The organism is Streptomyces venezuelae (genome assembly GCF_008642295.1).
Taxonomy (GTDB): domain Bacteria; phylum Actinomycetota; class Actinomycetes; order Streptomycetales; family Streptomycetaceae; genus Streptomyces; species Streptomyces venezuelae_C.
On record NZ_CP029190.1, the window covers coordinates 4,352,110 to 4,371,883 of the forward strand.

General features: G+C 68.8%; 23 protein-coding genes. 21 read left to right on the plus strand and 2 right to left on the minus strand.

Annotation, left to right across the window (positions count from 1 at the left end; translation table 11 throughout):
- Window positions 1–18 precede the first annotated feature (18 nt).
- The 18 genes from rpsE to glmM all read left to right on the plus strand — a co-directional run bounded on the left by rpsE (window position 19) and on the right by glmM (window position 14,337).
- Window positions 19–624 (plus strand): 30S ribosomal protein S5, encoded by a 606-nt coding sequence (gene rpsE / locus DEJ50_RS19505; protein WP_030201551.1) that lies wholly within the window; start codon window positions 19–21, stop codon window positions 622–624.
- Window positions 624–806, plus strand: a complete 183-nt coding sequence (rpmD, locus tag DEJ50_RS19510) for a 50S ribosomal protein L30 (protein WP_053682614.1) — start codon at window positions 624–626, stop codon at window positions 804–806. Before rpsE ends, rpmD begins: the two co-directional genes overlap by 1 nt.
- A 2-nt stretch (window positions 807–808) precedes the next feature.
- Window positions 809–1,264, plus strand: a complete 456-nt coding sequence (gene rplO / locus DEJ50_RS19515; protein WP_150209247.1) for a 50S ribosomal protein L15 — start codon at window positions 809–811, stop codon at window positions 1,262–1,264.
- 196 nt (window positions 1,265–1,460) lie between these two features.
- Window positions 1,461–2,780 carry a preprotein translocase subunit SecY gene (secY, locus tag DEJ50_RS19520; protein ID WP_150209248.1) on the plus strand — a complete coding sequence of 440 codons (1,320 nt, stop codon included), beginning with the start codon at window positions 1,461–1,463 and terminating at the stop codon, window positions 2,778–2,780.
- Window positions 2,780–3,427 carry an adenylate kinase gene (locus DEJ50_RS19525; RefSeq protein ID WP_150209249.1) on the plus strand — a complete coding sequence of 216 codons (648 nt, stop codon included), beginning with the start codon at window positions 2,780–2,782 and terminating at the stop codon, window positions 3,425–3,427. The genes secY and DEJ50_RS19525 overlap by 1 nt, the downstream gene beginning before the upstream one ends.
- Before the next feature lie 92 nt (window positions 3,428–3,519).
- Entirely contained in the window at window positions 3,520–4,380 is an 861-nt protein-coding gene (gene map, locus DEJ50_RS19530) for a type I methionyl aminopeptidase (protein WP_150209250.1), read from the plus strand.
- 149 nt (window positions 4,381–4,529) lie between these two features.
- Window positions 4,530–4,751 (plus strand): translation initiation factor IF-1, encoded by a 222-nt coding sequence (infA, locus tag DEJ50_RS19535; RefSeq protein WP_003956442.1) that lies wholly within the window; start codon window positions 4,530–4,532, stop codon window positions 4,749–4,751.
- Between the two features lie 61 nt (window positions 4,752–4,812).
- A complete protein-coding gene (gene rpmJ / locus DEJ50_RS19540; protein ID WP_003956441.1) occupies window positions 4,813–4,926 on the plus strand; it encodes a 50S ribosomal protein L36 in 114 nt (37 codons plus the stop codon).
- A gap of 189 nt (window positions 4,927–5,115) precedes the next feature.
- Window positions 5,116–5,496 (plus strand): 30S ribosomal protein S13, encoded by a 381-nt coding sequence (rpsM, locus tag DEJ50_RS19545; RefSeq protein ID WP_007265919.1) that lies wholly within the window; start codon window positions 5,116–5,118, stop codon window positions 5,494–5,496.
- Window positions 5,497–5,564: 68 nt separating this feature from the next.
- Window positions 5,565–5,969 carry a 30S ribosomal protein S11 gene (gene rpsK, locus DEJ50_RS19550; protein ID WP_003956432.1) on the plus strand — a complete coding sequence of 135 codons (405 nt, stop codon included), beginning with the start codon at window positions 5,565–5,567 and terminating at the stop codon, window positions 5,967–5,969.
- A 130-nt stretch (window positions 5,970–6,099) separates the two neighbouring features.
- Window positions 6,100–7,122: a DNA-directed RNA polymerase subunit alpha gene (locus tag DEJ50_RS19555; RefSeq protein ID WP_010473911.1), complete on the plus strand. Its 1,023-nt coding sequence runs from the start codon at window positions 6,100–6,102 to the stop codon at window positions 7,120–7,122.
- 105 nt (window positions 7,123–7,227) lie between these two features.
- Window positions 7,228–7,704, plus strand: a complete 477-nt coding sequence (gene rplQ / locus DEJ50_RS19560; RefSeq protein ID WP_150209251.1) for a 50S ribosomal protein L17 — start codon at window positions 7,228–7,230, stop codon at window positions 7,702–7,704.
- Window positions 7,705–7,801: 97 nt separating this feature from the next.
- The gene (truA, locus tag DEJ50_RS19565; protein WP_150209252.1) at window positions 7,802–8,668 is read left to right on the plus strand and encodes a tRNA pseudouridine(38-40) synthase TruA; all 867 of its coding nucleotides are present in this window, start codon (window positions 7,802–7,804) and stop codon (window positions 8,666–8,668) included.
- Between the two features lie 66 nt (window positions 8,669–8,734).
- On the plus strand, window positions 8,735–10,354 hold the full coding sequence (locus DEJ50_RS19570; RefSeq protein ID WP_150209253.1) for an ABC-F family ATP-binding cassette domain-containing protein: 1,620 nt from the start codon (window positions 8,735–8,737) through the stop codon (window positions 10,352–10,354).
- A gap of 37 nt (window positions 10,355–10,391) precedes the next feature.
- Entirely contained in the window at window positions 10,392–11,633 is a 1,242-nt protein-coding gene (locus tag DEJ50_RS19575; protein ID WP_223837829.1) for a glycosyltransferase family 87 protein, read from the plus strand.
- A gap of 203 nt (window positions 11,634–11,836) precedes the next feature.
- Window positions 11,837–12,280, plus strand: coding sequence for a 50S ribosomal protein L13 (rplM, locus tag DEJ50_RS19580; RefSeq protein WP_150209254.1), 444 nt, complete (start codon window positions 11,837–11,839; stop codon window positions 12,278–12,280).
- A gap of 42 nt (window positions 12,281–12,322) precedes the next feature.
- Complete coding sequence (gene rpsI / locus DEJ50_RS19585; RefSeq protein WP_150209255.1) at window positions 12,323–12,838, plus strand: 30S ribosomal protein S9; 516 nt, start codon at window positions 12,323–12,325, stop codon at window positions 12,836–12,838.
- A 140-nt stretch (window positions 12,839–12,978) separates the two neighbouring features.
- A complete protein-coding gene (glmM, locus tag DEJ50_RS19590; protein WP_150209256.1) occupies window positions 12,979–14,337 on the plus strand; it encodes a phosphoglucosamine mutase in 1,359 nt (452 codons plus the stop codon).
- 47 nt (window positions 14,338–14,384) lie between these two features.
- Here the strand turns inward: glmM and DEJ50_RS19595 are convergent, their stop codons facing one another.
- Window positions 14,385–15,335 carry a DUF389 domain-containing protein gene (locus tag DEJ50_RS19595; RefSeq protein ID WP_150209257.1) on the minus strand — a complete coding sequence of 317 codons (951 nt, stop codon included), beginning with the start codon at window positions 15,333–15,335 and terminating at the stop codon, window positions 14,385–14,387.
- Window positions 15,336–15,382: 47 nt separating this feature from the next.
- On the minus strand, window positions 15,383–16,384 hold the full coding sequence (coaA, locus tag DEJ50_RS19600; protein WP_190344577.1) for a type I pantothenate kinase: 1,002 nt from the start codon (window positions 16,382–16,384) through the stop codon (window positions 15,383–15,385).
- A 294-nt stretch (window positions 16,385–16,678) separates the two neighbouring features.
- Between coaA and DEJ50_RS19605 the strand changes: the two genes are divergently transcribed.
- From DEJ50_RS19605 to DEJ50_RS19615, 3 genes are all read left to right on the plus strand, one after another.
- Window positions 16,679–17,425, plus strand: a complete 747-nt coding sequence (locus tag DEJ50_RS19605) for a hypothetical protein (RefSeq protein ID WP_150209258.1) — start codon at window positions 16,679–16,681, stop codon at window positions 17,423–17,425.
- Between the two features lie 119 nt (window positions 17,426–17,544).
- Entirely contained in the window at window positions 17,545–19,392 is a 1,848-nt protein-coding gene (glmS, locus tag DEJ50_RS19610) for a glutamine--fructose-6-phosphate transaminase (isomerizing) (RefSeq protein ID WP_150209259.1), read from the plus strand.
- Between the two features lie 10 nt (window positions 19,393–19,402).
- Complete coding sequence (locus tag DEJ50_RS19615) at window positions 19,403–19,774, plus strand: holo-ACP synthase (protein WP_150209260.1); 372 nt, start codon at window positions 19,403–19,405, stop codon at window positions 19,772–19,774.

Consider the following 19,774-nt stretch of genomic DNA (forward strand, 5'->3'; position numbering starts at 1 on the left):
ACAGAGAGAGGTAATCCAATGGCTGGACCCCAGCGCCGCGGAAGCGGTGCCGGTGGCGGCGAGCGGCGGGACCGGAAGGGTCGCGACGGTGGCGCTGCTGCCGCCGAGAAGACCGCGTACGTTGAGCGCGTTGTCGCGATCAACCGCGTCGCCAAGGTTGTCAAGGGTGGTCGTCGTTTCTCCTTCACCGCGCTCGTCGTGGTGGGTGACGGTGACGGCACCGTAGGTGTCGGCTACGGCAAGGCCAAGGAGGTGCCGGCCGCCATCGCCAAGGGTGTGGAGGAGGCCAAGAAGCACTTCTTCAAGGTCCCCCGTATCCAGGGCACCATCCCCCACCCGATCCAGGGTGAGAAGGCTGCGGGCGTCGTCCTGCTGAAGCCTGCTTCCCCCGGTACCGGTGTTATCGCCGGTGGCCCGGTGCGCGCCGTTCTGGAGTGCGCCGGCGTTCACGACATCCTGTCGAAGTCGCTCGGCTCCGACAACGCGATCAACATCGTGCACGCGACCGTGGAGGCCCTGAAGGGCCTGCAGCGTCCCGAGGAGATCGCGGCTCGCCGTGGTCTGCCGCTCGAGGACGTCGCCCCCGCGGCTCTGCTTCGTGCGCGTGCGGGAGCGGGTGCGTAATGGCTCGCCTCAAGATCACGCAGACGAAGTCGTACATCGGCAGCAAGCAGAACCACCGCGACACGCTGCGTTCGCTCGGGCTCAAGCGCCTGAACGACGTGGTCGTCAAGGAGGACCGCCCCGAGTTCCGCGGCATGGTGCAGACCGTCCGCCACCTCGTGACGGTTGAGGAGGTCGACTGATCATGGCGGAGAACAACCCGCTCAAGATCCACAACCTCCGTCCCGCCCCGGGCGCCAAGACCGCGAAGACCCGTGTGGGTCGCGGTGAGGCGTCGAAGGGTAAGACGGCCGGTCGTGGTACCAAGGGCACCAAGGCGCGTTACCAGGTTCCGACCCGCTTCGAGGGTGGGCAGATGCCCCTCCACATGCGGCTCCCGAAGCTCAAGGGCTTCAAGAACCCGTTCCGCACCGAGTACCAGGTCGTGAACCTGGCCAAGCTGGCCGAGCTCTACCCCGAGGGTGGAGAGGTCACCGTGGCCGGTCTCGTCGAGAAGGGTGCTGTTCGCAAGAACAGCCTCGTCAAGGTCCTGGGCCAGGGCGAGATCTCCGTGGCGCTGCAGGTTTCGGTTGACGCCGTTTCCGGCTCCGCCAAGGAGAAGATTGCCGCTGCCGGCGGCACCGTCACCGAGCTCGTCTGAGACGAGTTCAGTGGCTCATAGCGAGTAAAACCGACCGGGGATGCCTCACATATGGGGCATCCCCGGTTGGTCGTTCCACGGGGGGCGCAGTCGCCGGTAAGGTGGCCTGCACCTTTGCTTTGTCGTACACCTCGTACACCTCGAATCCTTAGACCGTCACCTCTGACGCAGTAGCGCGGGGGTCGCAGGAGGCACCGTGCTCACCGCGTTCGCCCGGGCGTTCAAGACGCCCGACCTGCGCAAGAAGCTGCTCTTCACGCTCGCCATCATCGTGCTGTTCCGACTCGGGTCCCACATCCCGGTACCCGGCGTGAGCTACAAGAACGTCCAGTTCTGTGTCGACCAGGCGCAGGCCGGCTCCAACGGCGGCCTCTTCGGCCTGGTCAACATGTTCAGCGGTGGTGCACTGCTGCAGATCACGATCTTCGCGCTCGGCATCATGCCGTACATCACGGCGAGCATCATCCTGCAGCTGCTGACCGTGGTCATCCCGAAGCTGGAGAACCTCAAGAAGGAGGGTCAGTCCGGTACTGCGAAGATCACGCAGTACACGCGTTACCTGACCATCGCTCTTGCGATCCTCCAGGGGACCGGCCTTGTCGCCACCGCCCGCAGCGGCGCCCTGTTCCAGGGTTGCCAGGTGGCGAGCCAGATCGTGCCAAACCGCTCGATCTTCACCACCGTTGTCATGGTGCTCACCATGACCGCCGGTACCGCCGTTGTCATGTGGCTCGGTGAGCTGATCACCGACCGCGGCATCGGCAACGGCATGTCCATCCTCATGTTCATCTCGATCGCGGCCGGGTTCATCGGCGCTCTGTGGCAGATCAAGCTCCAGGGCAAGATCGCTGATGGCTGGGTCGAGTTCGGCGTGGTCATCCTGGTCGGCCTGGCGATGGTGGCCCTGGTGGTCTTCGTCGAGCAGGCGCAGCGCCGCATTCCGGTTCAGTACGCGAAGCGCATGATCGGGCGCCGCGCGTACGGCGGGACCTCGACCTACATCCCGCTCAAGGTGAACCAGGCGGGTGTGATCCCCGTCATCTTCGCCTCGTCGCTGCTGTACATCCCGGCTCTGGTCGTCCAGTTCAGTGGTTCCACGGCGCCGTGGGCGGCCTGGGTCCAGCGCCATCTCGCGGACACGAACGCTCCGTTCCACATCTCCATGTACTTCCTCCTGATCGTCTTCTTCGCCTTCTTCTATGTGGCGATTTCGTTCAACCCGGAGGAAGTCGCCGACAACATGAAGAAGTATGGTGGCTTCATCCCGGGCATCCGGGCCGGTCGACCTACTGCCGAGTACCTGAGCTACGTGCTCAACCGGATCACCTGGCCGGGGTCGCTGTACCTGGGTCTCATCGCTCTTGTGCCGACAATGGCGTTGGCCGGCTTCGGGGCGAACCAGAACTTCCCGTTCGGCGGGACGAGCATCCTGATCATCGTGGGTGTGGGTCTGGAAACCGTGAAGCAGATCGAGAGCCAGCTCCAGCAGCGCAATTACGAAGGGTTCCTCCGCTGATGCGAATCGTCCTCGTCGGACCTCCGGGTGCGGGCAAGGGAACGCAGGCCGCGTTTCTTGCCAAGAACCTGTCGATCCCGCACATCTCCACGGGCGACCTCTTCCGCGCCAACATCAGCCAGGGCACCGAGCTGGGCAAGCGGGCGAAGGCCTTCATGGACGCCGGCGACCTCGTCCCCGACGAGATCACCATCGGCATGGCCAAGGACCGCATGGAGCAGCCGGACGCCGTGAACGGTTTCCTGCTCGACGGCTTCCCGCGCAACGTCTCCCAGGCCGAGGCCCTGGACGTGATGCTGAAGACCGCCGGCATGAAGCTGGACGCGGTCCTCGACCTGGAGGTCGAGGAGGACGAGGTCGTGAAGCGCATCGCCGGCCGCCGGACCTGCCGCAACGACTCGGCGCACGTCTTCCACGTGCTGTACGCCCCGCCGAAGGCCGAGGGTGTCTGCGACACCTGCGGTGGCGAGCTGTACCAGCGCGGTGACGACTCCGAGGCCACGGTCCGCAACCGGCTGGAGGTCTACCACACCCAGACCGAGCCGATCATCGATTACTACAAGGCCCAGGGCCTGCTGGTGACGATTTCCGCGCTCGGCAAGGTGGAGGAAGTCACCCAGCGCGCGATGGACGCGCTGAAGAAGTAACCCACAGGCGGTAACGCACGGCCGCGGTGTCCGGAAGGACACCGCGGCCGTAGTGTTGAGCCCAGACGTTTCGTACGAGAGGCAAGGCAGGCATGGTCCAGATCAAGACCCCGGAGCAGATCGCGAAGATGCGCGAGGCGGGGCTGGTCGTCGCCGCCATCCACGCGGCGACGCGTGAGGCGGCCGTACCGGGCGCCACCACACGGGATCTGGACATGGTGGCCCGCAAGGTGATCGCCGATCACGGTGCGAAGTCGAACTTCCTGGGGTACGGCGGGTTCCCCGCCACCATCTGCACCTCGGTGAACGAGGTCGTCGTCCACGGCATCCCGGACGACAAGACCGTCCTCAAGGACGGGGACATCATCTCCATCGACGCCGGCGCGATCATCGACGGCTGGCACGGCGATGCGGCGTACACCGCCTTCGTCGGCACCGGGCACGCTCCGGAGCTGGTCGAGCTCTCCCGGGTGACCGAGGAGTCGATGTGGGCCGGTATCGCGGCGATGAAGCTCGGCAACCGGCTCGTCGACATCTCGAAGGCGATCGAGACGTACATCAAGCGCCAGCCGCGTCCGGCCGCCGGGGACCACAGCCTCGGCAAGTTCGGGATCATCGAGGACTACGGCGGCCACGGCATCGGTTCCGAGATGCACATGGACCCGCACCTGCTGAACTACGTCTCGCGCAAGCGCGGCAAGGGGATCAAGCTGGTCCCGGGCGTCTGCCTGGCGATCGAGCCGATGGTCTCCCTGGGCACCGCCCAGACGGAGGTCTTGGCCGACGACTGGACGGTGATCACCACCGACGGGACCTGGTCCTCGCACTGGGAGCACTCCATCGCCCTGACGGAGGCCGGCCCGATCGTGCTGACCAGCCCGGACTGCGGTAAGGCCAAGCTCGCCGAGTACGGCGTGACCACGGCCCCCGACCCTCTCGACCAGATGGCGTAATGATCTAGAGTGATGGGCAAACTTTCCGGATTCGTCTTTCTGGGTGCCCTGACGTAGACTGACTCGTCGGCTCACGTGCACCTTCATGCCCGCCTTCGGGCGAGCGGTGTACACGAGTCGATCAAGGTAGCCGATTCGAAAGGCGAAGCGTGGCCAAGAAGCAAGGTGCCATCGAGATCGAGGGCACCGTGATCGAGTCCCTCCCGAACGCGATGTTCAAGGTGGAACTCCAGAACGGTCACAAGGTCCTCGCGCACATCAGCGGAAAGATGCGGATGCACTACATCCGTATCCTCCCGGATGACCGGGTTGTCGTGGAGCTCTCTCCCTACGACCTGACGCGTGGCCGGATCGTCTACCGATACAAGTAGATCTTGCCCCCGCATCCCGCTTCCGCGGGGTGGTGGCACTGACCCGGAGAACCTCAGACACATGAAGGTCAAGCCGAGCGTCAAGAAGATCTGCGACAAGTGCAAGGTGATCCGCCGTCACGGCCGGGTCATGGTCATCTGCGACAACCTGCGCCACAAGCAGCGCCAGGGCTGACGCACGCCGACCGACCTGCAATTTCGCAGTTCTTCGCGCGACGCACGTAATACGTACATACGCAGAGCCCGCCCAGCCCCGTACGGGGTCGGCGGCACCTCCGGCGGGGGCCGGGGACCCGGTTGGTACCTCATACGGCTGCCCGGGAGCGGCTTTGCGGAAGACCCCCGAACACACAGGAGCCATTGAATGGCACGCGTTTCCGGTGTTGACATCCCGCGCGAAAAGCGTGTGGAGATCGCACTCACCTACGTCTTCGGTATCGGGCGCACCCGGTCCAAGGAGATCCTCGCCTCCACCGGCGTGAACCCGAACACCCGCGTTCGTGACCTGGCCGAAGAGGACCTCGTCAAGATCCGCGAGTACGTGGACGCCAACCTCCGTACCGAGGGTGACCTCCGCCGCGAGATCCAGGGCGACATCCGCCGCAAGATCGAGATCCAGTGCTACCAGGGCATCCGCCACCGTCGTGGCCTGCCGGTGCACGGTCAGCGCACCAGCACGAACGCCCGTACCCGCAAGGGCCCGCGTCGCGCCATCGCCGGCAAGAAGAAGCCGGGCAAGAAGTAGTCCTCAGCGGACACGCTTTCCAGCGGTCTTGCGCTGTAGGACCGACCACCTCCCTGTAGGAGTAAGAGATGCCCCCCAAGGGTCGTCAGGGCGCTGCCAAGAAGGTGCGCCGCAAGGAAAAGAAGAACGTCGCTCACGGGCACGCCCACATCAAGAGCACGTTCAACAACACCATCGTTTCGATCACGGACCCGTCCGGCAACGTGATCTCCTGGGCCTCCGCCGGCCACGTCGGCTTCAAGGGCTCGCGCAAGTCCACCCCCTTCGCCGCGCAGATGGCCGCCGAGTCGGCCGCCCGCCGCGCGCAGGAGCACGGCATGCGCAAGGTTGACGTCTTCGTCAAGGGTCCGGGCTCCGGCCGCGAGACCGCGATCCGCTCCCTCCAGGCCACCGGCCTCGAGGTCGGCTCGATCCAGGACGTCACCCCCACCCCGCACAACGGCTGCCGCCCGCCGAAGCGCCGCCGCGTCTGACGCAGCGGACGCGTTTGTGCGTCTTTGAGTGTCCGGGCGGTACGACCCCTCCGGGGGACGTGCCGCCCGTACCCTTGTAGTTCTAGTCGGACGTCAAATAGTGGGCGTCCACGACTGAAGGAATGAAGACATGCTTATCGCTCAGCGTCCTTCGCTGACCGAAGAGGTCGTCGACGAGTACCGCTCGCGGTTCGTGATCGAGCCGCTGGAGCCGGGCTTCGGCTACACCCTCGGCAACTCCCTGCGCCGTACGCTCCTCTCCTCGATCCCGGGTGCCGCTGTCACCAGCATCCGCATCGACGGTGTCCTGCACGAGTTCACCACCGTGCCGGGCGTCAAGGAGGACGTCACCGACCTCATCCTCAACATCAAGCAGCTGGTCGTCTCCTCCGAGCACGACGAGCCGGTCGTGATGTACCTGCGCAAGCAGGGCCCCGGCCTGGTCACCGCTGCCGACATCGCGCCCCCGGCCGGTGTCGAGGTGCACAACCCGGACCTGGTCCTCGCCACGCTCAACGGCAAGGGCAAGCTGGAGATGGAGCTGACCGTCGAGCGCGGTCGCGGCTACGTCTCCGCCGTCCAGAACAAGCAGCTGGGCCAGGAGATCGGCCGTATCCCGGTCGACTCCATCTACAGCCCGGTCCTCAAGGTCACCTACAAGGTCGAGGCGACCCGAGTCGAGCAGCGCACCGACTTCGACAAGCTGATCGTCGACGTCGAGACCAAGCAGGCCATGCGCCCGCGCGACGCCATGGCCTCCGCCGGCAAGACCCTGGTCGAGCTGTTCGGTCTGGCCCGCGAGCTCAACATCGACGCCGAGGGCATCGACATGGGCCCGTCCCCGACGGACGCCGCCCTGGCCGCCGACCTGGCGCTGCCGATCGAGGAGCTCGAGCTCACCGTTCGGTCCTACAACTGCCTCAAGCGCGAGGGCATCCACTCCGTGGGTGAGCTCGTCGCCCGCTCCGAGGCCGACCTGCTCGACATCCGCAACTTCGGTGCGAAGTCGATCGACGAGGTCAAGGCGAAGCTGGCCGGCATGGGCCTGGCCCTGAAGGACAGCCCGCCCGGATTCGACCCGACCGCCGCCGCCGACGCCTTTGGCGCCGACGACGACGCGGACGCCGGGTTCGTCGAGACCGAGCAGTACTAGTAAGGCTTGCGGGGGGCTCCGGCCCCCCGTACACCCCCCGGCAAAAGTCGGCGGGGACTGACACCGGTACCTGACACGGCCGGTGCAGACACGAGGAGAAACACCATGCCGCGTCCCACCAAGGGCGCCCGCCTCGGCGGCTCCGCCGCGCACGAGAAGCTGCTGCTCGCGAACCTCGCGAAGTCGCTCTTCGAGCACGGCCGCATCACCACGACCGAGGCCAAGGCCCGCCGCCTGCGTCCGGTCGCCGAGCGTCTGATCACCAAGGCGAAGAAGGGCGACATCCACAACCGTCGCCTCGTCCTGCAGACGATCACGGACAAGAGCATCGTCCACACGCTCTTCACCGAGATCGCCCCGCGGTACGAGAACCGCCCCGGTGGTTACACCCGCATCACCAAGATCGGCAACCGTCGTGGCGACAACGCCCCGATGGCGGTCATCGAGCTGGTCGAGGCGCTGACCGTGGCCCAGCAGGCCACCGGTGAGGCCGAGGCCGCCACCAAGCGTGCGGTGAAGGAGGCCGAGGCCAAGTCCGAGGCCGAGACCGAGGCTCCGGCCGAGGAGACCAAGGAGGCCTGAGCGCCCCCTGGTCAGCCGTAAGGCTTCGAACGGGTCCGTCCCCTCGCGGGGGCGGGCCCGTTCCGCTTTGTTCTGCGTGTCTTGAGAGGATTCACGGGTGAGTGACGAGGTGGAGCCCGGGCATGTCCGGGTACGGCTGGACCTGTCGTACGACGGCAAGGACTTCTCCGGCTGGGCGAAGCAGGAGACGCGCCGGACCGTGCAGGGCGAGCTGGAGTCCGCCCTCCGGACGGTGATGCGGCTGGCGGAGCCGGTCGCGCTGACGGTGGCCGGCCGGACCGACGCCGGGGTGCACGCACGCGGCCAGGTGGCCCACCTCGACCTGGCCGAGGAGGTCTGGGCCGAGCACGGCGAGCTGCTGCTGCGCCGACTGGCCGGGCGGCTGCCGCACGACGTCCGGGTCTGGAAGGTCGCCGAGGCCCCGGCGGGCTTCAATGCGCGGTTCTCGGCCGTCTGGCGGCGCTACGCCTACCGGATCGGCGACCACCGGGCGGGCGTCGACCCGCTGCGCCGCGGGCATGTGCTGTGGCACCAGTGGCCGCTGGACGTGGCTGCCATGAACGAGGCCTCCACGGCCCTGCTGGGCGAGCACGACTTCGCCGCGTACTGCCGGAAGCGCGAGGGCGCCACCACCATCCGTACGCTCCAGCAGCTGAGCTGGGAGCGGGCCGAGGACGGCATCATCACCGCGACCGTGCGGGCCGACGCCTTCTGCCACAACATGGTGCGCTCGCTGGTGGGTGCGCTGCTGCACGTCGGGGACGGCCACCGGCCGGTGGACTGGCCGGGCAAGGTGCTGCGGGCGGGCGTCCGGGACTCCGGGGTGCACGTCGTACGGCCACACGGGCTGACCCTGGAAGAGGTCGGGTACCCGGCGGACGAGCTGCTGGCCGAGCGCAGCCGGCTGGCGCGGAACATGCGGACCCTGCCGGGAGCGGGTCCGGCCGATCCGGGCTGCTGCTGAGGTCCGGACCCGGGCCGGCTCCGAATCCGTTTGGGTGAGTCCCGTGCGGCGCGGTTGAATGCCCGCATGGGACATCTCGAAGCCGGCCACCTGGAGTACTACCTTCCGGACGGGCGGGTACTGCTCCCCGACGTCTCCTTCCGGGTGGGGGAGGGCTCGGTGGTCGCGCTCGTCGGTGCGAACGGCGCCGGCAAGACCACCCTGCTCAAGCTGCTCTCCGGGGAGCTCCAGCCGCATGGCGGCGGGGTCACCGTCAGCGGCGGACTCGGGGTGATGTCGCAGTTCGTGGGCTCGGTCCGGGACGAGACCACCGTCCGTGACCTGCTGGTTTCGGTGGCGCAGCCGCGGATCCGGGATGCGGCGAAGGCCGTCGACCGGGCCGAGCACCTGATCATGACGGTGGACGACGAGTCGGCCCAGATGGCCTATGCGCAGGCGCTCAGCGACTGGGCCGACGTACAGGGCTACGAGGCCGAAACGCTGTGGGACGTCTGCACCATGGCGGCGCTTGGCATGCCGTACGACAAGGCCCAGTTCCGCGAGGTGCGGACGCTGTCCGGCGGTGAGCAGAAGCGCCTGGTGCTGGAGGCGCTGCTGCGCGGTCCGGACGAGTGCCTGCTGCTCGACGAGCCGGACAACTACCTGGACGTGCCGGGGAAGCGGTGGCTGGAGGAGCAGCTGAACGCCACCCGCAAGACCGTGCTGTTCGTCTCGCACGACCGGGAGCTGCTGACCCGGGCCGCCCAGAAGATCATCAGCTTGGAGCCGGGCCCCATGGGCACCGACGTCTGGGTGCACGGCGGGGGCTTCGGTACGTACCACGACGCCCGCAAGGAGCGCTTCGCGCGCTTCGAGGAGCTCAAGCGGCGCTGGGACGAGGAGCACGCCCGGCTGCGGGCGCTGGTGCTGCGGCTGCGCAACCAGGCGGCGAGCAGCCCGGACATGGCCTCGCGCTACCGGGCGATGCAGACCCGCTTCCAGAAGTTCGAGGAGGCCGGCCCGCCGCCGGAGCCGCCGCGTGAGCAGGACATCCGGATGCGGCTCAAGGGAGGCCGCACCGGGGTGCGGGCGCTCACCGTGGAGAACCTGGAGCTGACCGGCCTGATGAAGCCGTTCTCCCTGGAGGTCTTCTACGGGGAGCGGGTGGCGGTTCTCGGCTCGAACGGATCCGGGAAGTCGCACTTCCTGCGCATGCTGGCGGGCGAGGACGTCCGGCACACGGGTACCTGGAAGCTGGGTGCCCGGGTGGTGCCCGGGCATTTCGCGCAGACCCATGCGCATCCGGAGCTGTTCGGCCGGACCCTGGTCGACATCCTGTGGACGGAGGCGGCGAAGCCGCTGGGCCAGGCGATGGGCGCGCTGCGCCGGTACGAGTTGGAGCGGCAGGGCGAACAGCCGTTCGAGAAGCTGTCCGGCGGCCAGCAGGCGCGGTTCCAGATCCTGCTGCTGGAGCTGGCCGGCACCACCGCGCTGCTGCTGGACGAGCCCACCGACAACCTGGACCTGGAGTCGGCGGAGGCGCTGCAGGACGGTCTGGAGTCGTACGAGGGCACTGTGCTGTGTGTCACGCACGACCGCTGGTTCGCGCGTAGTTTCGACCGCTATCTGGTCTTCGGCTCGGACGGTGTGGTGCGGGAGACTCGGGAGCCGGTGTGGGACGAGCGCCGGGTGGAGCGCGAGCGGTAGACGGGGGAGTGGCGGGGTGCGGTCCAGGCTGAGGGGCGTGGTGGGGCGCGGGCCCGCCCTGCTCGAGTGGCTGCTGCGGCCCGCCTCGCGGCCCTGGCAGGCCGTCGCCCTGGCCGTGGTGCTCGGTATCTGCGTGTCCAGCAGCCTCAAGCACAACTGGGGCTCGGACAACGCCTTCGTGGTGAAGGCCGCGGACGCCTTGCTGGCGGGCGGCTCCCCGTACGAGGACAAGCGCTTCCTGTACCTGCCGAGTGCGGTGCTGCTGGCGGTGCCGGAGGCGCTGCTGCCCACCCCCGTGCTGCGCTGGGTGCTGCCGGTCGCGATGTCGGCGCTGGTGGCCTTCGGCTGGTGGTGCGCGCTGCGGCTGTTCTCGGTGCCCACCCGGTCGCGGCTGGCGGTCCTCGGTTTCGCGGCCTTCGCGTTCGCCTACAAGCCGTACGCGAACATGGTGCTGATCGGGAACTGGACGGCGGTCTCGGCCGCCGCGCTGCCGGCCGCGCTGCTGCTGGCGCACCGCGGGCGCTGGGTCGGGGCGGGCGCGGTGATCGGGCTGGCGATCGCGGCCAAGCCGATGCTGGTGCCGGTGGCGCTGCTGTTCCTGCTGGCCCGGCGGTGGCGCGGGCTGGCCGTCGCCGTGCTGGTGCCGGTGGGGCTCTCGCTGGCCGGTGCGCTGCTGATGCCCAGCCCCACCCTGTTCTTCACCAAGACCCTGCCCTTCCTGCTCCAGGGCCAGGACTCCTATGCGCTGCCCTGGGACGCTTCGCCGATTGCGGTGCTGCCCCGGCTGGGGGTGCCGGAGCCGGTCGCGGTGGGGCTGGCGGCGGCGCTGGCCGCGGCCGGGCTGTGGGCGGTGTGGCGGCGCTGGACCCGGCCGGCGGGGCTGGAGCCGGACCGGGGGGAGCTGCGGCTGGCGGAGACCGCCGCCATGACCATGCTCGCGGCCTTCCTGGTCTCCCGGCCGTCCTTCGACCACTACCTGCTGGTGGTGCTGCCGCTGCTGTTCGCCTCGGTGGTGCGGCCGGGGTCGGCGCCGCGCTCGCCCTGGTTCTGGACGGCGGTGCTGCCGCAGGTGATCGGGATGCCGTGGAACTGGTATTTCATCAAGGAACGGCGGGCCTTCAAGGACTGCTTCACCCTGTGCGTGCTGGCCGCCGGGCTGATCCGCGGGTGTGCCGTCCGGCGGCGGGGTAGTCTGGCGGGCGTACGAACTGCAGGATCCGTGCGGCCCGAAGGGTCCGCCGAAGAGCACCTCACGGCGGGATCTCGTCCGGCGTTTTGACCCGTCCGGGGCAGCCCGGGTACTCTGCTGGTTTGTTATGTGTATTGGCTTCGTCGTTCTCACGCGAAGAGCCGGTACTCAAGTTCCCTGGAGCAGTTACCAGTGGCTCGCATACGGGCGGTAGCCCGGCAGTGCAGGCCCCAGCTGCATGATCGCTTCAGGTGTGTCAGGACCCATCACTGAAGAAGCGAAGGCTACGAACCGTGCGTACGTACAGCCCCAAGCCCGGCGACATCTCGCGCCAGTGGCTCGTCATTGACGCCCAGGACGTTGTCCTCGGCCGTCTGGCGACCCAGGCCGCTGCCCTCCTCCGCGGCAAGCACAAGCCGACCTACGCCCCCCACATGGACATGGGCGACTTCGTCATCATCGTCAACGCCGACAAGGTCCACCTGTCCGGCAACAAGGCGAACCAGAAGATGGCGTACCGCCACTCGGGCTACCCGGGTGGTCTGCGTGCCGTCCGCTACAGCGACCTCCTCGCGGACAACCCGGAGAAGGCCGTGGAGAAGGCCGTCAAGGGCATGCTCCCCAAGAACACCCTGGGCCGTCAGATGCTCTCGAAGCTGAAGGTCTACTCGGGCGACCAGCACCCCCACGCTGCCCAGCAGCCGGTGCCGTTCGAGATCACCCAGGTCGCGCAGTAATTCCGGCCACCCCCTAAGACGTAAAGAATTCTGAGGAGAATCGTGGCCGAGACCACCGTCGAGACCCCCATCGAGGGCGACGAGACCTACGACGCTGTGACCACCTTCGAGTCCGAGGCCCCGGAGGGTGACTACACCTCCGAGTCCCTCGCCTCGCGCTTCGGCGACCCGCAGCCGGCCGCCGGCCTGGGCCGTCGCAAGAACGCCATCGCCCGCGTCCGGATCGTTCCGGGCACCGGCAAGTGGAAGATCAACGGTCGCACCCTTGAGGACTACTTCCCCAACAAGGTGCACCAGCAGGAAGTCAACGAGCCCTTCAAGGTGCTCGAGCTCGACAACCGCTACGACGTCATCGCCCGCATCGCGGGTGGCGGCGTGTCCGGCCAGGCCGGCGCCCTGCGCCTCGGTGTGGCCCGTGCGCTGAACGAGGCGGACGTCGACAACAACCGCCCGGCGCTGAAGAAGGCCGGCTTCCTTTCCCGCGACGACCGTGCGGTCGAGCGCAAGAAGGCCGGTCTCAAGAAGGCCCGTAAGGCTCCGCAGTACAGCAAGCGCTAATCTGCCTGCTCTCTGCACGAATCCGCCCCGGCGGCACGCTCTGTGCTGCCGGGGCGGTTCGTTTACCGCCTCGGGCGGCACATATCTGTCACACGCGGTCACGGACAAAGAAGTACCCAGCGCGAACTCGGAGGACAAAAGTGGGACGACTCTTCGGAACGGACGGTGTACGGGGTGTCGCCAACGCGGATCTGACGGCCGAGCTGGCGCTTGGCCTCTCCGTGGCGGCTGCCCATGTGCTCGCCGAGGCGGGCACCTTTGAGGGGCACCGGCCCACCGCGGTGGTCGGCCGTGACCCCCGGGCCTCCGGCGAATTCCTGGAGGCCGCGGTCGTCGCCGGCCTGGCGAGCGCGGGCGTGGACGTCCTGCGCGTCGGTGTGCTGCCCACCCCGGCGGTGGCGTATCTCACCGGTGCGCTGGGTGCCGACCTCGGCGTGATGCTCTCCGCCAGCCACAACGCCATGCCCGACAACGGCATCAAGTTCTTCGCGCGGGGCGGCCACAAGCTCGCCGACGAGCTTGAGGACAAGATCGAGGCCATCTACCGGGAGCACCGCACCGGTGCCCCGTGGGAGCGCCCGACGGGCGCCGGTGTCGGCCGGGTCAGCGACTACGACGAGGGCTTCGACAAGTACATCGCCCACCTCATCGCGGTGCTCCCCAACCGGCTGGACGGCCTGAAGATCGTCCTGGACGAGGCCCACGGTGCGGCGGCCCGGGTCTCCCCGGAGGCCTTCGCCCGGGCCGGGGCCGAGGTGATCACCATCGGTGCCGAGCCGGACGGCCTCAACATCAACGACGGCTGCGGTTCCACCCACCTCGGCCTGCTCAAGCAGGCCGTGGTCGAGCACGGCGCCGACTTCGGCATCGCGCACGACGGTGACGCCGACCGCTGCCTGGCCGTGGACGGCAGCGGCGAGGAGATCGACGGCGACCAGATCCTCGCGGTGCTGGCGCTCGCCATGCGCGAGTCCGGGCAGCTGCGCAAGAACACCGTGGTCGCCACCGTCATGTCCAACCTCGGCTTCAAGCTGGCGATGGAGGCCGAGGGCATCGCGCTCGTGCAGACCGGCGTCGGCGACCGCTACGTGCTGGAGTCGATGAAGGAGAACGGCTACGCGCTGGGCGGCGAGCAGTCCGGCCACGTGATCATCCTCGACCACGCGACCACCGGCGACGGCACGCTGACCGGCCTGATGCTGGCGGCCCGGGTCGCCGCCACCGGCCGCTCCCTGGCCGACCTGGTCGGCGTCATGCGGCGGCTGCCGCAGGTGCTGATCAACGTTCCGGACGTGGACAAGTCCCGGGTGGCCACCTCGGGCGAGCTGGCCGCGGCCGTGGCCGACGCGGAGCGCGAGCTGGGCACCACCGGCCGGGTGCTGCTCCGTCCGTCCGGTACCGAGCCGCTTGTCCGGGTGATGGTCGAGGCCGCCGACATCGAGCAGGCGCGGTCCGTCGCGGGCCGGCTGGCCGACGCGGTCAAGTCCGCGCTGGGCTAGAGGCGCCTCGCAGGATCCAGGGACTCCCCCGGCAGGCCGGTTCGCGGTCAGGGCCGGGGGAGTCTGCGCTTCCAGCGGCCCCGCTGGGTGCGCCACAGCAGCTTCCACGCGTACAGGGTCAGGACGCCGGCCAGCATGATCCCGCCCAGGTTGAGCAGCAGCTGGTTGGCCGAGCCGAGCATCTGCCCGTACTCCCCGTAACTCATCGCCACGGCGGCGTTCGCGGCGGCCGGGACGGTGGTGACCGAGATGGCCACGCCGACCAGCGCCCCGGCCTTCGCCGAGGTCAGCGAGAGCATGCCGGCGACTCCGGCCAGCAGGGCGACGACGAAGGAGAACGGGTCCGGCTGCCAGATGAAGCTGGTGTTCGGGCGCGGATTGTCGAGCTTGCCCTCACTGAACAGGCCCATCGCGTCCATCACCACGCTGAACACGGTGGTGGCGATGATCGCCGCGGCGAAGCCGATCAGCAGGGCCGCCAGCGAGCGCGCGGCGAGCCTGGGCTTGCGCTGCACCAGGCCGGTGCAGACCCCGGCCAGCGGCCCGAACTCGGGGCCGACCGCCATGGCGCCCACGATCAGGACCGCGTTGTCGAGCACCACGCCGCAGGCCGCGATCATCGTGGCGATGATCATGAATGCCGCGTAGGTGATGGTGAGGGTGGACTCCTCGTGGGTCGCCTCGGCCAGCTGCTCCCAGACCACCGCGTCCGCGGGCTCGCCGGGGGCCTCCTCCTCGGCCGCATCGGCATGCTGGGACAGCGAGAGATCGATGTTCTCGACGGCGATCGAGCCGTCCTTGTCGATGCCGAGCTGCCGTAGTTCGTGCAGCAGCTCGTCACCGGCTTCCCGGGCGACATCGCAGAGGACCAGGTCCCCCTCGGGGTCCCGGGCGGCACCGGGGAGTACCACCAGATGGGTGGTTCCGACCGTCGATTCGACGGCCGACACCACGGCTTCCGTCCGGTCCGGCGGGGTGATCATCCGCAAATGCAGCATTGGTGCACTCTAAAGGCCGGAGCTTGCCGAGCGGGTGCCGGAGCGTGTCAGAGCTTGCGCAGGCTGAGCTTCTGCACCTTGTGGTCCGGGCCCTTGCGGACGACCAGGTTGGCCCGGCCGCGGGTCGGGGCCACGTTCTCCAGCAGGTTGGGGCGGTTGATGGTGCGCCACATCGTCTGCGCGTACTCCATCGCCTCCTCCTCCGAAACCTGGGTGTACTTCCGGAAGTAGGAGAAAGGATTCTGGAACGCGGTCTCGCGGAGCTTGCGGAACCGGTTCAGGTACCAGCGCTCGATGTCCTCGGCGCGCGCGTCCACATACACGCTGAAGTCGAAGTAGTCGGCCAGGCCGACCCTGGTCCGGCCGTCCTTGCCGGGCAGGGCCGGCTGGAGGACGTTGAGCCCCTCCACGATCAGGATGTCCGGGCGCCGCACCACCAGCTGCTCACCCGGCACGATGTCGTAGATGAGGTGCGAGTAGACGGGGGCGGTGACCTCGTCCTTGCCGGACTTGATGTCCGCGACGAAGCGGGTCAGTGCCCGCCGGTCGTACGACTCCGGGAAGCCCTTGCGGGACAGCAGCCCGCGCTCCTTGAGCTCCTTCATCGGGTAGAGGAAGCCGTCGGTGGTGACCAGCTCCACCCGCGGGTGCTCGGGCCAGCGGGCCAGCAGCGCCTGGAGCAGCCGGGCCACGGTGGACTTGCCGACGGCCACCGAGCCGGCCACGCCTATCACGAAGGGGGTGCCCTGCTGTGCGCCGTGGCCGTTGCCCGCGTCGCCGAGGAAGGTGTTGAGCGCGCCGCGCAGGTTGCTGGTGGCGCCGACGTACAGGTTGAGCAGCCGGGACAGTGGCAGGTAGACGTCCCGAACCTCGTCCAGGTCGATGACGTCGCCGAGGCCGCGCAGCCGCTCCACCTCCTCGGCGGTCAGCGGGAGCGGGGTCCGCTCGCGCAGCGCGCTCCACTCGGCGCGGGTGAGGTCGACGTACGGCGAGACATCGGCGGTGCGGTGCCGATGGCCGGGTGCGCTTCGTGGCGGCGAAGTGATCACACCGCCATTGTCGGCTCTCCGGCGGGTTCGTGGGTGGTGGGGTCGGTCACGTGGACGCCGTCTGAGGCCAGGGTTGTGCGGCTCTTGATCTCGATTGGGGGGAGGTGGGGTATCGGGCTCGTCACGATCACGGAATCGGCTGCGGGCAGGTGCCATGGCCACGTAGATTCAGCACTGTTCCGGTTTCTGTGTGCGCGCTGTGCCCCCTGTGCGAAGCGCCCCGGCCGGTTCCGTCATTCAACACTCCATGGGGGAGATCTTCTCGTGCGCAGCACTCTGGTTCGTCGTTCTGTCATGACCGCGTCCGCCGTCTCGCTGGCGCTGCTCGCCACCGCGTGCGGTTCCGAGGACAAGAAGGACGATGCGAAGAAGGACACCCCGCCCTCGGCCGCCGCGCCGGCCGCCCCGGCGGCCAAGGGCAAGACGGACGCAGAGCTCGCTCCGCTCCTGATTACGCAGGTCGAGGCGCCCAAGGACCACATCGTCAAGCCGCCGTCCGCGACCGAGGTGACGGCGGCCTCCGCGACCGCCGACAAGGCGGAGTGCGCGCCGCTCGTCCAGGCCCAGTCGATGATGCCCGTGGGCAAGCCGGCCGGTATCGCCCGTACCCAGGTCGTCGGGACCAGCGGGAACGCGGCGGGCCCGGGCGCGTCGGCGGAGGACAAGGCGAAGGCCGGGCTGGGCATGCTCGCCGGCGCCACCAAGACCACGGTCACCCTCATGTCGTACGACGGCAAGGGCGCCGAGGAGGCGTTCGCCTCGGTCAAGGCGGCCGGTACGTCCTGCGCCGGCGGTTTCTCGGTCACCCAGAGCGGTGAGGCGGTCAAGGTGAACGGCGTCGCCCCGGGCGCGGCCGTCACCGGCGGCGACGAGGCGGCCTCGTTCGTGGTGGACCTCGGCGACGCGGAGCTCCCGGTGCACTCCCAGCTGGTGGTGGTCCGCAAGGGCAACACCGTCGCCGCGTTCCACGCGCTGAACCTCGGCGGCAAGACCGAGCAGCCGAAGGCCGTCATCGAGGCCCAGGCCAAGAAGCTCGGCTGAGGCCGCGCGCGCCCGCGCGCAACCGAACGTCAACCCCGCTCCGGCGCATTCGCCGGGGCGGGGTTTTCGTCTGGTTCAGCTACCGGTCAGCGGGGGTTCAGCGGCGTACGCTGCGGCCTATGTGCGGAATTGTGGGTTACGTGGGAGCGCAGTCGGCGCTCGATGTGGTCATCGCCGGACTCAAGCGGCTGGAGTACCGCGGCTACGACTCGGCCGGAGTCGCCGTACTCGCCGACGGCCGACTGGCCGCCGCCAAGAAGGCCGGCAAGCTGGTCAACCTGGAGAAGGAGCTGGTCTCGCGGCCCCTGCCGGCCGGATGCACCGGCCTCGGGCACACCCGGTGGGCGACCCACGGCGGGCCGACCGATGTCAACGCCCATCCCCATCTGGACAATTCGGGGCGGGTCGCGATCGTCCACAACGGCATCATCGAGAACTTCGCCGTCCTGCGCGCCGAGCTGACGGAGCGTGGGCACCGGCTGGAGTCGGAGACGGACACCGAGGTCGTCTCGCACCTGCTGGCGGAGTCCTTTTCCGCCTCGGGGGACCTGGCGGAGGCGATGCGGCAGGTCTGCCGGCGCCTGGAGGGGGCGTTCACGCTGGTCGCGGTGCACGCCGACGACCCGGACGTGGTGGTGGGGGCACGCCGGAACTCCCCGCTGGTGGTGGGCGTCGGGGAGGGGGAGAACTTCCTCGCCTCGGACGTGGCCGCGTTCATCGCGCACACCCGGTCCGCGATCGAGCTGGGGCAGGACCAGGTCGTGGAACTGCGCCGCGACGGGGTGACGGTGACCAACTTCGACGGTACGCCGGCCCAGGTGCGGGCGTATCACGTGGACTGGGACGCCTCGGCGGCCGAAAAGGGGGGATACGACTACTTCATGCTCAAGGAGATCGCCGAGCAGCCGAAGGCGGTCGCCGACACCCTGCTGGGCCGGATCGACGGCAGCGGCTCGCTGACGCTGGACGAGGTGCGCATCCCGGCCTCGGTGCTGCGCGAGGTCGACAAGGTCGTGATCGTGGCCTGCGGCACGGCGTACCACGCGGGCCTGATCGCGAAGCTGGCGATCGAGCACTGGACCAGGATCCCGTGCGAGACGGAACTCGCGAGCGAGTTCCGGTACCGGGACCCGATCCTGGACCAGCGCACGCTGGTGGTGGCGATCTCGCAGTCCGGCGAGACCATGGACACCCTGATGGCGCTGCGGCACGCGCGGGAGCAGGGCGCCAGGGTGCTGGCCATCTGCAATACGAACGGCTCCACCATCCCGCGGGAGTCGGACGCGGTGCTGTACACGCATGCCGGGCCGGAGGTCGCGGTCGCCTCCACGAAGGCGTTCCTGACCCAGCTCGTCGCCTGCTACCTGGTCGCGCTGTACCTGGGGCAGGTGCGGGGCACCAAGTGGGGCGACGAGATCCGGGCCGTGGTCCGCGAGCTGTCGGACATCGCACGGGCGGTGGACCTGGTCCTGGAGACCATGGAGCCGGTGCGGAAGCTGGCCCGGTCGCTCGCTGCGAAGAACACGGTGCTGTTCCTGGGGCGGCACGTCGGCTATCCGGTGGCCCTGGAGGGTGCGCTCAAGCTGAAGGAGCTGGCGTACATGCACGCCGAGGGCTTCGCGGCGGGCGAGCTCAAGCACGGCCCGATCGCGCTGATCGAGCAGGACCTGCCGGTGGTGGTCGTGGTGCCGTCGCCGCGCGGCCGGTCGGTGCTGCACGACAAGATCGTGTCGAACATCCAGGAGATCCGGGCCCGGGGGGCGCGGACGATCGTGATCGCCGAGGAGGGGGACGAGGCGGTGGTCCCGTACGCCGACCATCTGATCCGGATTCCGGCCACGCCGACGCTGCTGCAGCCGCTGGTGGCGACGGTGCCGTTGCAGGTGTTCGCCTGCGAGCTGGCGACGGCGCGCGGCAACGAGGTGGACCAGCCGCGTAACCTCGCGAAGTCAGTGACCGTGGAGTGATGGGTCGTCAATTGTGATTATCGGCGTGGGGATCGACGTTGCGGAGATCGACCGGTTCGAGGCCGCGCTGGAGCGTACGCCCGGCATGGCGCGCAGGCTGTTCGTCGACGCGGAGTTGATGCTGCCCAGCGGCGAGCGGCGCGGTATCGCCTCGCTCGCCGCCCGGTTCGCCGCCAAGGAGGCCCTGGCGAAGGCGCTGGGCGCGCCGCCCGGCCTGCTGTGGACGGATGTCGAGGTGTACGTCGAGGACAGCGGCCGGCCGCGGCTGCGGGTGCAGGGCACGGTGGCGGCGCGCGCCGAGGAGCTCGGCGTGGGCTCCTGGCACATCTCGCTCAGCCATGACGCCGGGGTGGCGTCGGCGGTGGTGATCGCGGAAGGCTGA

Excerpts from the sequence above, each read along its gene's own strand:
- rpmJ (WP_003956441.1), top strand. The coding sequence starts at position 4,813 with ATGAAGGTCAAGCCGAGCGTCAAGAAGATCTGCGACAAGTGCAAGGTG.
- rplQ (WP_150209251.1), top strand. The coding sequence starts at position 7,228 with ATGCCGCGTCCCACCAAGGGCGCCCGCCTCGGCGGCTCCGCCGCGCAC.
- DEJ50_RS19555 (WP_010473911.1), top strand. The coding sequence starts at position 6,100 with ATGCTTATCGCTCAGCGTCCTTCGCTGACCGAAGAGGTCGTCGACGAG.
- DEJ50_RS19525 (WP_150209249.1), top strand. The coding sequence starts at position 2,780 with ATGCGAATCGTCCTCGTCGGACCTCCGGGTGCGGGCAAGGGAACGCAG.
- map (WP_150209250.1), top strand. The coding sequence starts at position 3,520 with ATGGTCCAGATCAAGACCCCGGAGCAGATCGCGAAGATGCGCGAGGCG.
- rpmD (WP_053682614.1), top strand. The coding sequence starts at position 624 with ATGGCTCGCCTCAAGATCACGCAGACGAAGTCGTACATCGGCAGCAAG.
- glmS (WP_150209259.1), top strand. The coding sequence starts at position 17,545 with ATGTGCGGAATTGTGGGTTACGTGGGAGCGCAGTCGGCGCTCGATGTG.
- DEJ50_RS19595 (WP_150209257.1), bottom strand. The coding sequence starts at position 15,335 with ATGCTGCATTTGCGGATGATCACCCCGCCGGACCGGACGGAAGCCGTG.
- rplO (WP_150209247.1), top strand. The coding sequence starts at position 809 with ATGGCGGAGAACAACCCGCTCAAGATCCACAACCTCCGTCCCGCCCCG.
- rpsE (WP_030201551.1), top strand. The coding sequence starts at position 19 with ATGGCTGGACCCCAGCGCCGCGGAAGCGGTGCCGGTGGCGGCGAGCGG.
- DEJ50_RS19605 (WP_150209258.1), top strand. The coding sequence starts at position 16,679 with ATGACCGCGTCCGCCGTCTCGCTGGCGCTGCTCGCCACCGCGTGCGGT.
- rpsK (WP_003956432.1), top strand. The coding sequence starts at position 5,565 with ATGCCCCCCAAGGGTCGTCAGGGCGCTGCCAAGAAGGTGCGCCGCAAG.
- DEJ50_RS19570 (WP_150209253.1), top strand. The coding sequence starts at position 8,735 with ATGGGACATCTCGAAGCCGGCCACCTGGAGTACTACCTTCCGGACGGG.
- rpsM (WP_007265919.1), top strand. The coding sequence starts at position 5,116 with ATGGCACGCGTTTCCGGTGTTGACATCCCGCGCGAAAAGCGTGTGGAG.